Source organism: Photobacterium sp. GB-36 (assembly GCF_003026135.1).
Lineage (GTDB): Bacteria > Pseudomonadota > Gammaproteobacteria > Enterobacterales > Vibrionaceae > Photobacterium.
The window spans coordinates 1-18,077 of sequence record NZ_PYNY01000008.1; the positions used below are offsets into that span (position 1 = coordinate 1).

Consider the following 18,077-nt stretch of genomic DNA (forward strand, 5'->3'; position numbering starts at 1 on the left):
CAGTTGCAGCAACAACTAGGATACCGCCGTCCATTTGAGCAGCACCAGTGATCATGTTTTTAACGTAATCGGCGTGTCCAGGACAGTCAACGTGTGCGTAGTGACGAGTTGGAGTATCGTACTCTACATGAGAAGTAGAGATTGTGATACCGCGCTCACGCTCTTCTGGAGCGTTATCGATTGATGCGAAGTCACGAGCAGCACCACCGTACACTTTTGAAAGTGTAGTACAGATAGCAGCAGTTAGAGTTGTTTTACCGTGGTCAACGTGACCGATAGTACCAACGTTTACGTGCGGTTTTACGCGTTCAAATTTTTCTTTAGACACAATTGTGTTCCTTCCTAGTTAAGATACGCCCCCTACTAGGTCGGGGACGGCTCTGAAGTTTGTATTTTATGCGTCAATAGCCATCGACGCAATAATGAAATTAGTTACGTTCTGCAATAATTTTGTCAGTAACATTCTTTGGCATTTCAGCGTACTCGCTAAACTCCATAGAATAAGACGCACGGCCTTGTGTTGCTGAACGCAAATCAGTTGCATAGCCAAACATTGCCGATAATGGAACTTGTGCACGAATAATTTTAATACCCGCATTGCCTTCGTCCATACCTTCGATCATGCCGCGACGACGGTTAAGATCGCCAACAACATCACCCATCCAATCTTCAGGCGTGGTAATTTCAACTTTCATCATAGGCTCAAGCAATACAGGGTTTGCTTGTAGCGCACCTTGTCTTAATGCCATTGAACCTGCGATTTTAAATGCAATATCGTTAGAATCAGTTTCGTGGAATGAACCGTCGAACAGCGTTGCTTTAACATCAACCATTGGGTAGCCAGCAAGCACACCACTCTTCATTTGTTCTTCGATACCAATCGCTGCAGCCGTGATATACTCTTTCGGCACGCTACCATTCACGATTTCATCTACGAATACGAAACCTTCACCAGGCTCAGTTGGTTCTAATCGTAAGCAAACGTGACCATATTGGTTACGCCCACCCGTTTCACCAGCTTGGCGAATGAATTTACCTTCGACTTCCGTTGTACCACGAATACTTTCACGGTAAGCAACTTGTGGGTTACCCACATTACAGTCAACGCTAAATTCACGTTTCATTCGATCAACAATGATATCAAGGTGAAGTTCACCCATACCAGAAATTAATGTCTGGCCAGATTCATTATCAATTTCTACTCGGAAAGATGGATCTTCCATCGCTAATTTTTCTAGCGCGATTGCCATCTTATCCTGATCAGCTGTTGAACGAGGCTCAACAACGATCTGAATTACTGGTTCAGGGAAGTCCATGCGCTCAAGAATCACTTTATGATTTTGATCACATAGGGTGTCACCTGTTGTCGCAAATTTAAGGCCAATAGCTGCAGCGATATCGCCAGCACGCACTTCTTTGACCTCTTCACGCTTATTCGCATGCATTTGAACAATGCGACCTAAACGTTCACGTTTATCTTTAATGCTGTTAAAGACAGTATCACCTGAATTTACAACACCAGAATAAACACGCATGAATGTTAACGTACCTACAAACGGGTCTGTTGCAATTTTGAACGCAAGAGCTGCAAAAGGTTCATTGTCATCTGAGTGACGTTCAACAGGGTTACCGTTTTCATCTTCACCAGTAATTGCTTTTACTTCTGTTGGTGAAGGAAGGAAATCAACAACTGCATCAAGTACTGCCTGAACACCTTTGTTCTTGAATGCAGAACCACAAGTCGCGAGTACGATTTCGTTGTTGAGTGTACGTTGACGAAGACCAGCTTTAATTTCAGCTTCAGTCAGCTCGCCTTCTTCAAGGTATTTATCCATTAGTTCGTCATTCGCTTCAGCGGCAGACTCAACTAAATTCATGCGCCATTCTTCTGCTTCTTCTAATAACTCAGCAGGAATGTCTTCATAGGTAAAACTAGTCCCTTGATCAACTTCTGACCAGTTAATGGCCTTCATTTTGATCAGGTCAATTACACCTTTAAATTCATCTTCAGCACCAATATTCAGTTGAATAGGTACTGGGTTTGCGCCAAGACGGGTTTTAATTTGCTCGATAACGCGAAGGAAATCGGCACCAGTACGGTCCATCTTGTTAACGAAAACCATGCGTGGTACTTCGTATCTATCAGCTTGACGCCATACAGTCTCTGACTGAGGCTCTACACCTGAAGAACCACAGAACACAACAACAGCACCATCTAATACACGTAGTGAACGTTCAACTTCAATGGTGAAGTCTACGTGTCCTGGAGTATCAATGATGTTGATTCGGTGCTCGTCGAACTGCTTGTCCATACCGCGCCAAAAGGTGGTTGTTGCAGCAGAGGTGATCGTGATGCCACGTTCTTGCTCCTGCTCCATCCAATCCATAGTAGCAGCGCCGTCGTGTACTTCACCAATCTTGTGAGATAGGCCTGTATAAAACAGGATGCGCTCGGTCGTTGTTGTTTTACCGGCGTCAACGTGAGCACAGATACCAATATTACGGTAGCGCTCGATAGGCGTTTTGCGTGCCACGGTTGTATCCTCTTACTAAGGTGAACCTTAGAATATGGTTTAGGCACAGCAGGAAAACCTGCCGTGCCCAAGCGGTATTACCAGCTATATTACCAGCGGTAATGTGCGAACGCTTTGTTCGCATCTGCCATACGGTGAACGTCTTCACGTTTCTTAACAGCAGAACCTTTGTTGTCAGCCGCATCAAGCATTTCGCCTGCTAGACGCTGAGCCATAGATTTTTCACCACGCTTACGCGCAGCTTCAACTAACCAACGCATAGCTAGTGCATTACGACGTACTGGACGTACTTCTACAGGCACCTGGTAAGTTGAACCACCCACACGGCGAGACTTAACTTCTACCGCTGGACGTACATTTTCAAGAGCTTTTTCAAATACAGCTAGGTGTTCTTCACCAGAACGCTCAGCCATAGTTTCTAGTGCAGAGTAAACAATTTTTTCTGCAGTAGATTTTTTACCGTCAACCATAAGGATGTTAACGAATTTTGCCAGCAATTCTGATTTGAATTTAGGATCTGGAAGGATCTTACGCTGACCGATTACGCGACGACGTGGCATGGATTATCTCCGTTGTCTTCTTCAGGTTATCCAAAACTTTTCAGTTTCTTCAAAATTAAATAATTTTAGTGTTTGGCCTTACTTAACGGAATCCATTAAGACTTAGGACGCTTCACACCGTACTTAGAACGACCTTGTTTACGGTCATTAACGCCTGCACAGTCAAGTGCACCACGAACAGTGTGGTAACGAACACCCGGTAAGTCTTTAACACGACCACCGCGGATAAGAACAACTGAGTGCTCCTGAAGGTTGTGACCTTCACCGCCGATGTATGATGTTACTTCGAAACCGTTTGTTAGACGAACACGACATACTTTACGTAATGCTGAGTTCGGTTTTTTAGGTGTAGTAGTGTAAACACGAGTACATACACCACGTTTTTGTGGGCACGCTTCTAGTGCTGGCACGTTGCTTTTTACAACTTGCTTAGCACGTGGCTTACGTACCAACTGGTTAATAGTTGCCATTAAATAGCTCCTGAATATTACTTTCGTAAGGTGAAAAATCTGCCTCCCAACAACAGGAGGACGCGAAATTTTAGGCATCGCACCCTAGGGTGTCAAGATCTAACCAACGATCAATCAAGTGATCATTTCTTAAACAATCCGTTTTTTATCACTTTTAAGGCTAATATCATACTTATTCACGCCCATTTCATATGCTGCTCATGCTTAACGGTTAACGAAACAAAGCCTTTATAATCAATAACATTAAGATTCTCATCACATTTACCTTGCAATCCACGTGCAATGAGATCAGCCTCAAGTAAATAAATTTTTACGCCAATATTTTTTATTACATTTAAATAATTATTTTTTGCCAAACTGGCGATCACAGCATCTTCTAACAGCAATATTTCATCACCAGCGGCAACATATGCTAAACATTGGGCCAAAGATTGGCTTTGATAGGGTGAGCGAGTAACGGTATGAAGCATTACGACCTCAAAATGTAAGAAGTTGTCGACATTGATGCATTTTTTCTATTAATTGTGCTTGTTCACAAACAATCACATCGATGATCAAATCATCTGTTGTTAGTCCGCGCGCACGGAGTGATTCTGCATTCACATAAATATTTTCAACATCATAAAGTTCAAGCATTTTAAATGTCGCAATATAATCTCGACTTAAAATTGCTTGTGGCTGCTGCTGTTTTAATAACTGAAATACACCATCATCAATAAAATACAGTGACAACTCTTCAGTATAAGCCGAACTTGCCAATACAGCATCTAGCCCTTCTCGCCCACTATTGTTGCCATGTGGTGAAGTTCTAAAGATAAAGCCCAGTGAATTCATATCTATACCACTAAAATTGTATGACGCGATCTGCCGTTAACAAGACTTCAGCAAGACCACCAAGCCCTACCTGTTCAAAGCCATCTGCAAGATTGACAGCAGATAATTGGTTTTGCTCTGCTTCTTGTTCACTGACAATACCGCGACGCAATGCGGCAGCCACACAGGTTTGCAATTCGACATTATGTGTTTTAGCTAATGCTTGCCATGCCGCCACAAGATCAAATTCATCGGATGCTGGTACCGTTAATGCAGAGCCATTTAACACGCCATCTTGATAAAAAAACACGCGTTGTAATACGTGTCCTTCTTCAATTAATGCTCTTGCAAATTGATAAGCTGAACGTGATGTTTGATTTCCGTATGCAGGACCATTGACCACGATAGCGTAAGTTAAACTCACTTCTCACCATCCTCGGTTTTTCGCTGACGAATATACAGATACACAGTGTGTTTGGAGATATTTAAACGATCTGCAACACGATTAATTGCATCTTTAATATCGAAAATGCCTTTATCAAACAACTCCATCACGATTTGACGGTTTTTGGCATTATTTGATACGTTTTTATCTGCATTAATTTCTTCGATAGTACGTTCTACCGTTTGATCAACGAGCTCATCAACATCGCTGGCAAAGTTAACCGTTGATGCCGCTTGCTTAGCTTCATCAGTAGGCATAAACGACTGCAGAATTTGAGAGAAAGGGGCATCTAAATTAACGTTTATACACAGTAAGCCAATGATATTATTTTCACCGTTACGAATGGCAATCGTGATTGACTTCATTAAGTCACCACCTTTAGCACGGGTGAAATAAGCACGAGAAAAATTGCGCTCAGAACCTTCAATATCGCGTAGCATGCGTAATGCAAGATCAGTGATTGGCGAGCCAACTTTACGGCCGGTATTTTCTCCGTTAGCAATCTTAATCGCAGAGGTGTTGAGATCGGCTAATGAATGGAGCACGATTTCACAAAAGGGACCAATTAACGCTGCTAAACCATCAACAACGGCTTCATAAGAGCGAAGAATAATATAATCATGCTCAGAGAAGATTCGGCTATCGACGATATCACTGTCGACCATCACCTCTGAACCAAAGTTATCAGTTGAAACCACTTTTCAATCTTCCATGTTGCAATCAATACTATTAATACGACTTATACATTCAACTTATGTATTAAATAGAATCAATAAAATTTAAAATATTGCTAGTAAGTTTATCAGATAATTAAAAAGAAAAGACCCGACATAAGTCGGGTCTTGATATTTATCAGCATATTTATTGGTAAGTATTGCTCAACTATTGTGTTTTTGTCTCTGTAGCTGCTGGTTTTTCAGCTGGTGCCGCTGCAGGTTTTGCAGTTTTATCACCTTTAATACTTAGTAGCTCAACTTGGAATACCAATGTTGAATTAGCTGGAATGCTTGGGTTTGCTTGAGCGCCGTAAGCAAGTTGTGGCGGAATAACAAACTCAAACTTTGAACCTACAGGCATTAGCTGAACGCCTTCAGTCCAACCAGGGATTACTTGATTTAAAGGGAAAGTGGCAGGTTGATTACGCTGGTAAGAACTGTCAAATACAGTACCGTCAGTTAGCATGCCTTTATAATTTACTTCAACTGTATCGGTTGCTGTTGGTTTTGGACCTGTACCTTCTTTCTCAATCTTGTACATTAGGCCAGTTTTAGTTGTTACAACACCTGCTTCTTTCGAGAACTTAGTACGGAACTCTTCACCAGCTTTTATGTTTTTCTCAGCTTCAGCTTTTGCTTTTTCTTCAACAATTTTAGCTACGCGCTGGTCAAGTTCTTGAAGCGCTTGTTGGGTTTGCTCTTGCGTTAAACGACTCTTACCCGCAAATACATCTTCAACACCTTGAAGTACGTCTTGACGATTTAGGTCTAGACCTAGCTCTTTTTGCTGATCAAGGTTGGCTGATAGGTATTGCGCCAGTGATGCACCAATTGCATAAGCTGCTTTTTGATTTTCAGTTTTAAATTCAACTTTAGCATCAGCAGCTGGAGTCTTAGCAGCAACCTGCTCTACTTTCGCAGGTTCAGCAGGCTTATTGGTGTCTGCTTTATTATCATCCTGACAACCAACAGCGAGGAAAATTGTTGCTGCCAATACAGACATCTTTAGAACAGGTTTCATGTATTTCTCCATCAGTCAGTGAGGCAATGCCTCATTTTTTAACTGTACTTTTTAGAATGAGTATGAAAATAAAGTTATAACAATATACTACTAGCATTTGATTAAGTAACTGTAAAAAGCATGTCAGTTCAGTTATTTAATCAGACTAATTTACTCTACTAGTTACCCTATGCAAGCGGAACAAGAGCTTAATGTATAAAACTTTTTTTTCATTTTGTTTATTTTTATCCACTTTGACCTTGAGTGGTTGTTTCTTTTCTGGCTCAGAAGTCCAACGCTGGCAATTAGCCCCACAAGGTGCAACCAGTTTTAGCCTTAGCCGAGATGGTCGTTTTGCAATAGTTGCTGCAATCGAACAAGGTATCGTGCTATGGGACTTACATCAAAACAAAAAGTTAGCTGATTTTGGTTCTCAAGATCAACATCACAGTACGGTGATAAGTAGCCATATTTCTGACAATAAACGTTTTGCTATCACGGCCACAGCACAAAATTTTGCTATTTGGGATCTTGGCTGGTCCCAAGCACAAGGTTTATGGTCGATTGATGACACTACCATTAGAGATGTCGCTATTGCCAATAATGGCGACGACATCTTATTAGCGCTAAGTAATGGTAAGGCCTTATTTATCAATATTAGCACAGGAAGACGACTTGAGTTTTTAGCTCATCAAGAGAAAGTTAATAGTGTCGCTCTCTCTCCTAATGGCCGTTACGCGCTATCCGGCGGCAATGATCATAATGGCTATTTATGGGATACCCGAACAGGACAAATCTTGTATGGTTTCCCTCATAAAAGTCGCATTACTCGAGTCGCACTACAACGAGATGGAAAATTTGCCCTGACTGCCGATGGCACCAATGACGTCTTTATTTGGGATTTAACCAACGGCAAGAAAGTATCAGAGCTAGACATTACCCTTCGCCAACAAACCCTTTCGAGTGCGCGTTTTTCTGATGATGGTTCAATGGTAGCAACTGGCACTCCCTCACGCCGAGTGGAGTTATGGCAAACATCGGATGGGAAAAATATCGGTAGTTGGAAGGCGGAACGTCAGCAAGACACTCGACCCGCTACAGCAGTGGTGTATGATGTCGCTATTAGCCCAACAGGTAACGTCATCTCTGGATCATCATCTGGATTTGCCCAAGCCTGGTCAACCGATTGAAAACGACCATGACTGAGATTGAACAATTACAACACCGTATTGATGAACTTGAAATGAAACAAGCCTTTCAAGAGCAAACTATTGATGATCTTAATGATGCCCTTACCAAACAACAGTTCATGATTGACCGCATGGAAGTTCAGATGAGATTTTTAGTGGGTAAGGTAAAAGGCATGCAAGCACCAAATATGGCTAGCGAGTCGGAAGAAACTCCGCCGCCACACTATTAATCGTGTTTGACTAAAAAATGAAAACAAAAAAGGAAGCCTAAGCTTCCTTTTTTATTGATATCATCAAATGATATTAGTGAGAGCAGCAACCGCCTTTCTCTTCGCCACCGCAGCAACCTTCGTCATTGTTACCGTGATCGCCACAACCGCCTTCGCCGCCACAACAACCACCACCTTGATGTAGGTGACCGTGTGCAATTTCTTCTTCAGTCGCTGCGCGTACTGCAACAACTTCAACATCAAAACCTAGCGTTTGACCAGCAAGCATGTGGTTACCATCAACAACTACGTGATCGCCATCAACTTCAGTTACTTCAACAGGGATTGGACCTTGATCAGTATCTGCTAGGAAACGCATACCAACAGTAATTTCATCAACACCTTGGAATACGTTTGCAGGAACACGTTGAACCATTTCGTCCATGTGCTCGCCGTAAGCGTCAGCAGGAGCAACAGTTACTTCGAACTTGTCGCCAGCTACATGACCTTCAAGCGCTGCTTCAAGGCCAGGAATTAGATTGTTATGACCGTGAAGGTAATCAAGTGGAGCTTCAACTGTTGATTGATCTACAACTACACCATCTTCAGTTTTCACTTGGTAAGCTAAGCTTACTACTGTGTCTTTAGCGACTTTCATGTTTACTCCAAAATTTGAGCTTGGGGTGATAAGTTTTGCTCGACATCATACAGGATAATATGGCAATGATGCTAATTCCGTATTAGTCAGGCTTGAAAACACCTATCACTTGTTGTTTGGTCGTTGACGAAAGTTGTTCACTTTCTTGTACCGATTGTGGCACCCGTGTATCTGCATGATCACAAGCCACACACTCGACATATTCAACATCATCTTGTTGCCACCAGCGTAAAGTATCGATGGTTTGACAACTAGGGCATGCAGCCCCTGCGATAAATCGTTTTTTTATCATCCTGCTCTTTCCTTGATCATCACACAAGCGCTAGCTTAATCCCAACCATGATGGCGCTCTTCCTCACCTCGCATTTCACGATCGAAAATTTCTTCTAACTCTTTACGGGCTTCTTTTTGCCTTGATGCTAAATTGACGTCTTCACTATGCTGCGGCAATAGGTCCCGTAAGGCTTGTGTATCTATTTTACGAAAATGTGCCTCTGCACGTTTCGCTTTATACGGATGCATACCTAAAGATATGAGGGCTTGGCGACCTAAATCAAGAGCACCAGCAAAAGTTTCACGTGAGAAACATTCAACACCTTGACCTAGTAATTGATGCGCTTCAACACGACTTCTCGCCCGCGCTAATATTTTTAAGTGCGGGAAATGTTGCTGACACATAGCCACCACTTCCATGACTTCTGTCGGTGCATCAGTACAGATAATAATAGCTTCCGCATTATCTGCCCCTGCAGCGCGGAGCAAATCTAACTGAGTAGCATCACCGTAAAAAACTTTATAACCGAACTTGCGTAAAAATTGGATTTGGCTCGGATCTCGCTCAAGTACAGTCACTTTAATTTTATTAGCAAACAGTAATCGTCCTATAACTTGTCCAAAGCGTCCAAACCCCGTAATGATGACACGAGGTGCACGATCAACAACATCCGATTCTGGCTCCGGTTGCTCACTCGCTTTGAAGCTTCGCACAAACCAGCGATTTTGAAGCGTTAATACGAGCGGCGTTGTCATCATTGATATACTTACAACCACCAGCAAGAAAGCTAATAATTGCGCATCTAGTAAACCTTCAGCACGAGCGGCAGTAAACAAGACAAACGCAAACTCACCCCCCTGACTTAAAATCGCCGCCATCTGACTACGTGACTTTTCTCTTACGCCAAATATCCGGGCTAAAAGATAGAGCACGATTCCTTTTACTGCGATTAATGCTAATACCGCGGCTAAAATCTGTAATGGATATTGCCACAGTAACCCAATATTTACCGCCATACCCACTGAGATAAAAAACAGCCCCAGTAATAACCCTTTAAACGGCTCTATCGCAATTTCTAATTCATGGCGATATTCGCTCTCAGCTAATAGCACCCCCGCTAAGAATGCCCCTAACGCCATGGATAATCCAAGCGCCTGCATAATCAATGCAATACCAAGCACTAACAGTAATGCCGCAACATTAAACAGTTCACGAACACCACTCATCACCACATAACGAAACAGTGGACGAAGTAAAAAATGTCCACCGACAAGTAATACGGCGATACCACCTAACATCCAAAATGCATCATTCCAACTCCCCCCTTTACCGCCAGCGAGAGCTGGGAGTAAGGCAAGCATTGGGATCACTGCTATATCTTGAAATAACAGTACCGCAAAACCCGATTGCCCAGTTTCACTTCCTGATAATTGCTGCTCTTCTATTACACGTAGTGCAATTGCTGTTGAAGATAACGCCAGCCCCATGCCAATCACGGCTGAATCGCGCCACGTCAACAAAGGTAAAAAGCCATTAAAGCTCATAACCACTACGGCAATAACCCCACTGGTGATCACCACCTGCCCACCACCTAACCCTAAAATGGGTTTACGCATTTGCCACAGTGTTTTCGGATTAAGCTCTAAACCAATCAGAAACAGTAACAACACAACGCCAAATTCAGAGAAATGGAGGATAGCATCAACATCGGAGATCAAGCCTAAGCCCCAAGGGCCAATGGCAATACCCGCAATCAAATAGCCTAACACTGAACCTAAGCCAAGCTTTTGCGCCAAAGGGACGGCAATAATAGCTGCGGCCAAAAAAACCACACTTAGAACAAGGAAATCATTGGTCATTGTTGGTCTCCTTCTTCGTTAAGCTAATTCGAGGCTCAATAATCAAAGGGTTCGCTAACCATGATTGGTATGCGCGTGCATGTTGGTTTAATTCATCCTGCGTGACGCGTCTTGCCCAGTGCAAGATAAGTGGCGGTAACCAATGCATTTGGCAAAGATCAGCACAAATTTCAAATGGCTTTAAAATGGTATCAATACCATAACGGTTATAACCATCTGGACTATAAGCTTCTGCTCCACCGCCAGTCGTGATCACCGAGCGCCAATATTTACCCACGGTTTCATTACCGTCACCGTGAGCGAAGCCTTTGCTTAACACTCTATCAAACCACTCTTTCAACAATGATGGGCAGGAATACATATAGAGCGGATGCTGGAAAATAATGATGTCGTGACTCGCGATCAGCTCATGCTCTGCGACAACATCGATAAAGAAATCGGGGTACGTGGCATATAAATCATGCACAGTAACGTGACCTAATAGCTCAATGTCTTGCAACATTGCGCGATTAGCAACGGACTCATCAGGATCAGGATGAGCAAAAATAATGAGAATTGATGGTAAGTTTTGTCGTGTCATAACATCCTTTGACAATCGTTCATATTCATCATGTGCAACAATAAGGACTTGCTCAGTATTATTCCATCATACCTAATTGTTAACAAACATGATCTTTTGTTTATCATTTGTTCAGCAAAACGTAACCTAAAGCAATAGAGAGATGTTAGCCACTCTGCGCTGTTTGAGTTAGACTTCCGCCCATAAGTCCAGTTTATTTAGTGGAGCGGGCAAGACCCCGGCAATATTGATGATTATCTTTTCAGATATCCAACTTCTACGTGGTGGCAAAGTATTACTTGAAAACGCCACTTCAACGATCCACCCGGGCGACAAAGTCGGTCTTGTCGGTAAAAACGGTTGTGGTAAATCGACCCTGTTCGCTTTACTGAAAAATGAGCTCAGCTTAGATGCTGGCAACTGCCAATTTCCGAGTAACTGGGAAATGGCATGGGTTGCTCAGGAGACACCAGCGTTAGAGCGCGCAGCTATTGAGTATGTCATTGATGGTGACCGTGAATACCGTGAACTTGAACGCCAACTTCTTGCCGCAGAACAAGCTGATGATGGTACTAAAGTCGCAGAGCTTCACGGTAAAATGGACACCATTGGTGGCTATAGTATCAATGCTCGTGCGGCAGAATTACTTGACGGCCTCGGCTTTTCACAGCACCAGATGCAATGGAATCTGACCCAATTTTCGGGTGGTTGGCGTATGCGCCTTAACCTTGCTCAAGCGCTATTATGCCGCTCTGATCTGCTACTACTCGATGAACCAACTAACCACTTAGATTTAGATGCCGTAATGTGGCTGGAAAAATGGCTGCAAAGCTACCGTGGTACCTTGGTGTTAATTTCCCATGACCGCGATTTCTTAGATCCTGTGGTTAACCGCATTATCCATATTGAAAATCAAACCATGCACAGTTACACCGGTAACTATTCATCGTTTGAAGTACAACGCGCCGAAAAACTAGTGCTACAACAAGCGATGTACCAGAAACAACAAAAGCAAATGACGCACATGCAGTCATACATTGAACGTTTCCGTTACAAGGCCAGTAAAGCACGCCAAGCGCAAAGTCGTATTAAAGCCCTCGAACGTATGGAAAAAGTGTTACCGGCTCAGTTTGATAACCCATTCAGTTTTGAATTCCGCGAGCCAAGTGCTCTGCCGAACCCAATCTTAATGATGGATCAAGTTGCCGCAGGTTATGACGACTTACTGATTTTAGAAAAAATTCGCCTGAATCTTGTTCCTGGTAGTCGTATTGGCCTACTTGGTCGAAATGGTGCCGGTAAATCGACTCTGATAAAAATGCTATCGGGTGATTTACCAGCGAAAGCCGGTGATATGGCGTATTCGCAAGGGGTTAAAATTGGTTACTTTGCCCAGCACCAATTAGAAACCTTGTACCTTGATGATACCCCAGTTCAGCATATGGCACGTATTGCGCCACAAGCAACCGAGCAACAACTCCGTGATTATTTAGGTAGCTTTGGGTTTATTGGTGATAAAGCGCTAGAAAAAGTCGGTCCGTTTTCTGGCGGTGAGAAAGCCCGCTTAGTGCTAGCACTGATTGTATGGCAACGTCCTAACCTATTGCTGCTCGATGAGCCAACCAACCACCTTGATTTAGATATGCGCCAAGCACTGACGTTGGCACTGCAATCTTATGAAGGTGCAATGGTTATTGTCAGTCACGACCGTTACTTACTACGTGCAACAACCGATGACTTATATTTAGTACATGATCGCCAAGTCGTACCGTTTGATGGTGATTTAAATGATTATCACAAATGGCTTACCGAGCAACAACGTAATGAGCGCCGTGATCAACAAGCAACAAAACCTGAAACCAACAAAGATAACAGCGCGGCATCGCGTAAAGAGCAAAAACGTTTAGAGGCAGAGTTCCGTAAACAAACAGCCCCTATTCGTAAAGAAATCACCAAGCTTGAAAAGCAAATGGATAAGCTCAATGCCATCATCACCGATGCTGAAACCGCATTAAGCGATAGCAGTATTTATGAGGCCGAGAACAAAGTCCGTATGAATGAGCAATTAAAACTGCAAGGTGATGCAAAATCGGATTTGGAAGATGTAGAAGTTGCTTGGATGGAGTTACAAGAGCAATTAGAAGAGATGGAATCTCAATTTAGTGCCGAATAATATCGCCTAACACCTATAACGCCAACGAGCACTTCGTTGGCGTTGTTATTTTCAGTTATCTAGAACAAAGGACAACCACAACCACTACCAAATCATCATCACGCATGCTGCCGTTAGTGCTCCCATCGTCTGATTAAACCGAATCGTGCGACGTTCTGATGTTAGCCAATGACGTATCACCACTCCAGTTGCAGTCCATAGCGAAACGCAAACAAAACCCACCACGAAAAATACCGATACAATCATTAATATCGATAACCAATAGTGCGCCCCGCTAACGGCGAAGGTGCTTACTGCCGTTGCTGACATCATCCATGCTTTAGGATTAACGTATTGAAACAGAGCAGCAGAGAATACACTCATCGGTTTCGCCTTCACTGTTTGCTCTGTTTTACTCATGCTGCCAGCGGTGGCTATTTTCCATGCTAAATACAATAAGTACGCACACCCAACAACTTTTAATACCTCGTGAACCATAGGATAACGTTCAAAAATAATGCCGAGCCCTGCCGCCAGTAAACTGATCATGCTCGCCATACCCACACTGATCCCCGTAATATGCGGAACACTACGCCAATAACCAAAGTTTGCTCCAGAGGCGGTCACCATCATATTGTTAGGCCCCGGCGTGCCTGTCATTAATATGGCAAATAAAATAACTGAGATGATTGTTGATCCTTCCACACACTTTCCTTAATAAACGATAGAAATAAAACTATCCAGATCATCTCCCACGAAATTGTACCGATACAATTTTAGTTATTTCGCGACAACATAAAAAATCTCTGGCAATACGGTTGTTTTGTGCGCACAATTTAACCTAACAAGGGAAGTTATTAAGATCAAAGGATTTATTGTCACCATGACAATCGAGAAAAAGTTATTAAATATCCAACTTATCGCTAAAACTAAAGAACCACTTTATCGTCAAATTGCAGATGGAATTGCACGAGCTATCGAGCAAGGTGACATCGCAATTGGGGAGAAACTCCCCACACACCGCGCACTTGCCGATCAATTACAGGTTACCGTCGGTACAGTGACACGTGCTTATGCAGAAGCGGAACGACGTCATCTTGTCGAAGCACGTATTGGGGCTGGGACGTATGTCTGTGATAACAATAAAAACCATCACTGGATCTATCAATTAGAAGAGTTACAGACTGAAGAATGTAATTTCGGCTATAACATTCCTCCGCGATTTGATCGCAGTGAGATGATAAGCAAAGCGATGGCAAAAATTAGTGCTAATCCCTCGCAATTAAATGACATGATGTTGTATCAGCCACCACAAGGGATCGATAATCATCGTCATATCGTTTGCCAATGGTTAAATCAAAAAGGCATTAATGTTTCATCAGAGCAGATGTATTTCACCTCAGGCGCACAACATGCTGCGGAATTATTGCTGAGTATTTTCTGTCGTGCTGGTGATACCGTGTTAGTCGAACACTTTTGCTACCCCGGCTTTCTAACCCTTGCTCGTCAACATGGTATTACCCTAAAAAGTGTTGAGATGGATGAAGATGGGGTGATCCCTGCCAGTCTCGCATCGGCCTGTGAACTCTACCAACCACGGCTAATATATTTAACACCAACCCAGCAAAACCCAACTTCGGTAACAATGCCGCTCTCTCGTCGTGAAGAAGTGATTAGCGTGTGTCGTGAGCATAATGTGTTAATTGCGGAAGATGACGTCAACGGATTACTGCCGCCCTCACCGCCACCGCCTTTAATCAACCTAGCACCTGAACATGTAATCCACATCGGAGGGTTATCAAAATGCCTCGCACCAGGACTTCGCTTAGGTTACATCCAAGTGCCGAAACAGTGGCAGCAACATCTAAGTGCAGCACTCTATAACCACAGCTTAATGATCAGCCCACTGCTCTCTGCTATCGCTTGTGAATTAATTGTTCAAGGTGATGCCGATCGGGTATTAACGACCGTTCGTACTGAAATACAACAACGGCAATTATTGGTACAGCAATACCTTGGTGAGTTTGCCATTACAACCCAGACTTATAGTTTTCATGTTTGGCTGCAATTACCAGAAGACTGGCGCTTAAGTGATTTTATGGCGGCAACAACAGCCCGTGGAGTCATAGTTAAATCAGCAGAATTATTTACTCCTAGAGGTAATCATATTCAACCAGCAGTACGGCTCGCCATTAGCTCACCGCTAAACCAACAGCAATTGATCTTTGGCTTAAAAACCATTGCCGAGTTATTACGCCACCCCCCTTTATCCCATTTTTCGCTGTAACAGAGGATATTCATGTCTCAATTTACGCCAGCATCAGGGTTACAAAATCCACACATTCAAACCTTATTACCGCGATTTGTTCGTCGCCAGCCACTATTCACACCTGTGACGCAACGACTGACCACGCCTGATGATGACTTTCTTGATCTCGCTTGGACAGAAGCTCCTACAGACGATAGCAAACCATTAATGATCCTATTCCATGGTTTAGAAGGCAGCTTCCATAGTCCGTATGCCAATGGACTATTATATGCTGCAAAACAACAAGGTTGGCTTGGGGTTATGATGCATTTTAGAGGCTGCAGCGGTGAGCTAAACCGTCAACCTAGAGGTTATCACTCAGGTGAAGTCAGTGATGCACGCTTTTTCATTACATGGTTACGTGAGCAATTCCCCCTACGGCCTTTTATCGCAGTGGGAGTATCCCTTGGCGGTAATATGCTGATTAACTATCTTGCAAAATATGGTGACGACAGTGATCTCGTTGCCGCTCAAGCGGTGTCTCCCCCATTAAATTTAGCCTCATGCTCGGCACGTATTCAACAAGGTTTTTCTAAGATCTATCAGCAATATCTACTCAACTCGATGAAGCGCACAATGGCAAAACGAATAACACTTCATCAAGATAAAATGCCCATCACCCACCAGCAATTAGCTGCGATAAATACGGTATGGCAATTTGATCAGCACATTACCGCTCCTCTCCATGGTTTTATTGATGCTGACGATTATTATCAACGTTGTAGTGGCCTTCAACAGCTCAACTTGATCAGTACACCACTGCGGATTATCCATGCCAAAGACGATCCGTTCATGACCGAATCGGTGATCCCATCACAACCATTGCCGAGTAATATCGACTACAACTTATATGAAAAAGGTGGCCATGTTGGGTTCGTTAGTGGTTCTATTTTTAAACCGACGTTTTGGCTCGAACACAGCGTTCCAACATGGTTTAAAACCAAACTCACCACTCCTCAATAGGGCTAGTGATATTTTTATCATATACTGCGCGTATCAGTAACGCAGTCGACGAGATATAAAATGATCATTCCTTGGCAAGATATCGCCCCAGAAACACTGACTAACCTGATTGAACAATTTGTGCTACGTGAAGGCACTGATTACGGTGAAGTTGAAATGAGCTTAGAAAACAAAGTGAATTACGTGATGCAGCAACTGAAATCCGGTGATGCTGTGATTGTATTTTCTGAATTGCATGAATCTGTCGACATAAAATTACGCAATCAGTTGCAATAAGTTTTATTAATGTGAGTCGTGCCCAGAGAGTTACGACTCAAAACTTGCCTCCGCTAGCAGTTTCACTTTTCAATCCCGACATCCCTGTTAACTTGTAGTAGCATTGTTGCCCGATCAGGTAATTTTATTATTGCCTGCTTTCTCATTTATCTTTCGATAATCAACAACGACAAGGTTAGTCATGTCTGCAAAACATCCTATTATTGCAGTTACTGGTTCATCAGGAGCAGGAACCACGACGACTTCTGAAGCATTCCGAAAGATGTTCAATATGATGAACATTAATGCGGCATGGCTAGAAGGCGATAGCTTCCATCGCTATACCCGCCCTGAAATGGACACTGAGATCCGCAAAGCTAAAGAGCAAGGTCGACATATCAGCTATTTTGGCTCAGAAGCCAATGACTTTGCCCAATTAGAGCAATTTTTCAAACAATATGGTGAAGATGGCACTGGCCGCTTTCGCCGTTATCTACACACATTTGACGAAGCCGTACCCTACAACCAAATGCCCGGAACGTTTACTCCGTGGCAACAGTTAGCAGAAAACACTGATTTACTCTTTTATGAAGGCTTACATGGTGGGGTTGTCGATGGCGAGATCCATGTCGCACAGCATGTTGATCTTCTTATTGGCATGGTACCCATTGTTAACTTGGAGTGGATCCAAAAAATTGTTCGTGACACGAGAGATCGAGGGCACTCTCGCGAAGCGGTGATGGAGTCAATCGTTCGCTCCATGGACGATTACTTAAATTATTTAACTCCGCAATTTTCACGCACACATATCAACTTTCAACGTGTACCAACCGTTGATACCTCAAACCCGGTGAGTGCCAAAGGGATCCCAAGCTTAGATGAAAGCTTTGTTGTGATCCGATTTCGCGGTTTAAATAATGTCGATTTTCCGTATTTACTTTCCATGATCCAAGGCTCATTTATGTCACGTCATAACACGCTTGTCGTCCCTGGTGGAAAAATGAGTTTTGCAATGGAATTGATCATGCGCCCCCTTATCGAGAAACTGATTAATACAGGGAAAATCAGTTAAGTTTGCACAAACGAAAATAAATAGAAAAAAGGTTGGCACA

21 protein-coding genes are annotated in these 18,077 nt (G+C 43.1%); 7 read left to right on the forward strand and 14 right to left on the reverse strand.

Going from position 1 to position 18,077, the window contains the following annotated elements:
• From C9J46_RS09425 to fkpA, 9 genes are all read right to left on the reverse strand, one after another.
• Nucleotides 1-328 (reverse strand): GTP-binding protein (locus C9J46_RS09425; RefSeq protein ID WP_233217737.1); only part of this gene is annotated, 328 nt, incomplete at its 3' end.
• 100 nt (nt 329-428) lie between these two features.
• Complete coding sequence (gene fusA, locus C9J46_RS09430) at nt 429-2,534, reverse strand: elongation factor G (protein WP_107207519.1); 2,106 nt, start codon at nt 2,532-2,534, stop codon at nt 429-431.
• Between the two features lie 89 nt (nt 2,535-2,623).
• Complete coding sequence (rpsG, locus tag C9J46_RS09435) at nt 2,624-3,094, reverse strand: 30S ribosomal protein S7 (RefSeq protein ID WP_005371760.1); 471 nt, start codon at nt 3,092-3,094, stop codon at nt 2,624-2,626.
• Nucleotides 3,095-3,189: 95 nt separating this feature from the next.
• Nucleotides 3,190-3,564, reverse strand: a complete 375-nt coding sequence (rpsL, locus tag C9J46_RS09440) for a 30S ribosomal protein S12 (RefSeq protein ID WP_004399892.1) — start codon at nt 3,562-3,564, stop codon at nt 3,190-3,192.
• 176 nt (nt 3,565-3,740) lie between these two features.
• Complete coding sequence (gene tusB, locus C9J46_RS09445) at nt 3,741-4,034, reverse strand: sulfurtransferase complex subunit TusB (RefSeq protein ID WP_107207518.1); 294 nt, start codon at nt 4,032-4,034, stop codon at nt 3,741-3,743.
• Nucleotides 4,035-4,041: 7 nt separating this feature from the next.
• Entirely contained in the window at nt 4,042-4,398 is a 357-nt protein-coding gene (gene tusC / locus C9J46_RS09450; protein ID WP_005371769.1) for a sulfurtransferase complex subunit TusC, read from the reverse strand.
• Between the two features lie 10 nt (nt 4,399-4,408).
• Nucleotides 4,409-4,801, reverse strand: coding sequence for a sulfurtransferase complex subunit TusD (gene tusD / locus C9J46_RS09455; protein ID WP_107290817.1), 393 nt, complete (start codon nt 4,799-4,801; stop codon nt 4,409-4,411).
• Nucleotides 4,798-5,520, reverse strand: a complete 723-nt coding sequence (locus C9J46_RS09460) for a transcriptional regulator (RefSeq protein ID WP_005371773.1) — start codon at nt 5,518-5,520, stop codon at nt 4,798-4,800. Before C9J46_RS09460 ends, tusD begins: the two co-directional genes overlap by 4 nt.
• Nucleotides 5,521-5,704: 184 nt before the next feature.
• Nucleotides 5,705-6,559 (reverse strand): FKBP-type peptidyl-prolyl cis-trans isomerase, encoded by an 855-nt coding sequence (fkpA, locus tag C9J46_RS09465; RefSeq protein ID WP_107207516.1) that lies wholly within the window; start codon nt 6,557-6,559, stop codon nt 5,705-5,707.
• Nucleotides 6,560-6,750: 191 nt separating this feature from the next.
• Here fkpA and C9J46_RS09470 point away from each other — a divergent pair, with 191 nt between their 5' ends.
• Both C9J46_RS09470 and C9J46_RS09475 read left to right on the forward strand, forming a co-directional pair.
• Complete coding sequence (locus C9J46_RS09470) at nt 6,751-7,728, forward strand: WD40 repeat domain-containing protein (RefSeq protein WP_107247122.1); 978 nt, start codon at nt 6,751-6,753, stop codon at nt 7,726-7,728.
• Between the two features lie 8 nt (nt 7,729-7,736).
• A complete protein-coding gene (locus C9J46_RS09475; protein ID WP_005371779.1) occupies nt 7,737-7,958 on the forward strand; it encodes a SlyX family protein in 222 nt (73 codons plus the stop codon).
• Between the two features lie 73 nt (nt 7,959-8,031).
• Here C9J46_RS09475 and slyD read toward each other — a convergent pair whose 3' ends face one another.
• From slyD to kefG, 4 genes are all read right to left on the reverse strand, one after another.
• Nucleotides 8,032-8,595 (reverse strand): peptidylprolyl isomerase, encoded by a 564-nt coding sequence (slyD, locus tag C9J46_RS09480; RefSeq protein ID WP_107290818.1) that lies wholly within the window; start codon nt 8,593-8,595, stop codon nt 8,032-8,034.
• An 82-nt stretch (nt 8,596-8,677) separates the two neighbouring features.
• Nucleotides 8,678-8,887: a YheV family putative zinc ribbon protein gene (locus tag C9J46_RS09485; RefSeq protein WP_107207513.1), complete on the reverse strand. Its 210-nt coding sequence runs from the start codon at nt 8,885-8,887 to the stop codon at nt 8,678-8,680.
• Nucleotides 8,888-8,922: 35 nt separating this feature from the next.
• A complete protein-coding gene (gene kefB, locus C9J46_RS09490; protein WP_107290819.1) occupies nt 8,923-10,728 on the reverse strand; it encodes a glutathione-regulated potassium-efflux system protein KefB in 1,806 nt (601 codons plus the stop codon).
• Nucleotides 10,718-11,308: a glutathione-regulated potassium-efflux system ancillary protein KefG gene (gene kefG / locus C9J46_RS09495; protein ID WP_107207511.1), complete on the reverse strand. Its 591-nt coding sequence runs from the start codon at nt 11,306-11,308 to the stop codon at nt 10,718-10,720. The genes kefB and kefG overlap by 11 nt, the downstream gene beginning before the upstream one ends.
• Before the next feature lie 229 nt (nt 11,309-11,537).
• Here kefG and C9J46_RS09500 point away from each other — a divergent pair, with 229 nt between their 5' ends.
• A complete protein-coding gene (locus C9J46_RS09500; RefSeq protein WP_107207510.1) occupies nt 11,538-13,460 on the forward strand; it encodes an ABC transporter ATP-binding protein in 1,923 nt (640 codons plus the stop codon).
• Between the two features lie 84 nt (nt 13,461-13,544).
• Here the strand turns inward: C9J46_RS09500 and C9J46_RS09505 are convergent, their stop codons facing one another.
• Complete coding sequence (locus tag C9J46_RS09505) at nt 13,545-14,144, reverse strand: LysE family translocator (protein ID WP_107290820.1); 600 nt, start codon at nt 14,142-14,144, stop codon at nt 13,545-13,547.
• A 178-nt stretch (nt 14,145-14,322) separates the two neighbouring features.
• Between C9J46_RS09505 and C9J46_RS09510 the strand changes: the two genes are divergently transcribed.
• The 4 genes from C9J46_RS09510 to C9J46_RS09525 all read left to right on the forward strand — a co-directional run bounded on the left by C9J46_RS09510 (nt 14,323) and on the right by C9J46_RS09525 (nt 18,037).
• Nucleotides 14,323-15,726 carry a PLP-dependent aminotransferase family protein gene (locus C9J46_RS09510; RefSeq protein ID WP_107260657.1) on the forward strand — a complete coding sequence of 468 codons (1,404 nt, stop codon included), beginning with the start codon at nt 14,323-14,325 and terminating at the stop codon, nt 15,724-15,726.
• 12 nt (nt 15,727-15,738) lie between these two features.
• On the forward strand, nt 15,739-16,710 hold the full coding sequence (locus C9J46_RS09515; RefSeq protein ID WP_107290821.1) for a hydrolase: 972 nt from the start codon (nt 15,739-15,741) through the stop codon (nt 16,708-16,710).
• 60 nt (nt 16,711-16,770) lie between these two features.
• A complete protein-coding gene (locus C9J46_RS09520) occupies nt 16,771-16,986 on the forward strand; it encodes a YheU family protein (RefSeq protein WP_005371799.1) in 216 nt (71 codons plus the stop codon).
• 181 nt (nt 16,987-17,167) lie between these two features.
• Nucleotides 17,168-18,037 carry a phosphoribulokinase gene (locus tag C9J46_RS09525; RefSeq protein WP_005371800.1) on the forward strand — a complete coding sequence of 290 codons (870 nt, stop codon included), beginning with the start codon at nt 17,168-17,170 and terminating at the stop codon, nt 18,035-18,037.
• Nucleotides 18,038-18,077: the final 40 nt, after the last annotated feature.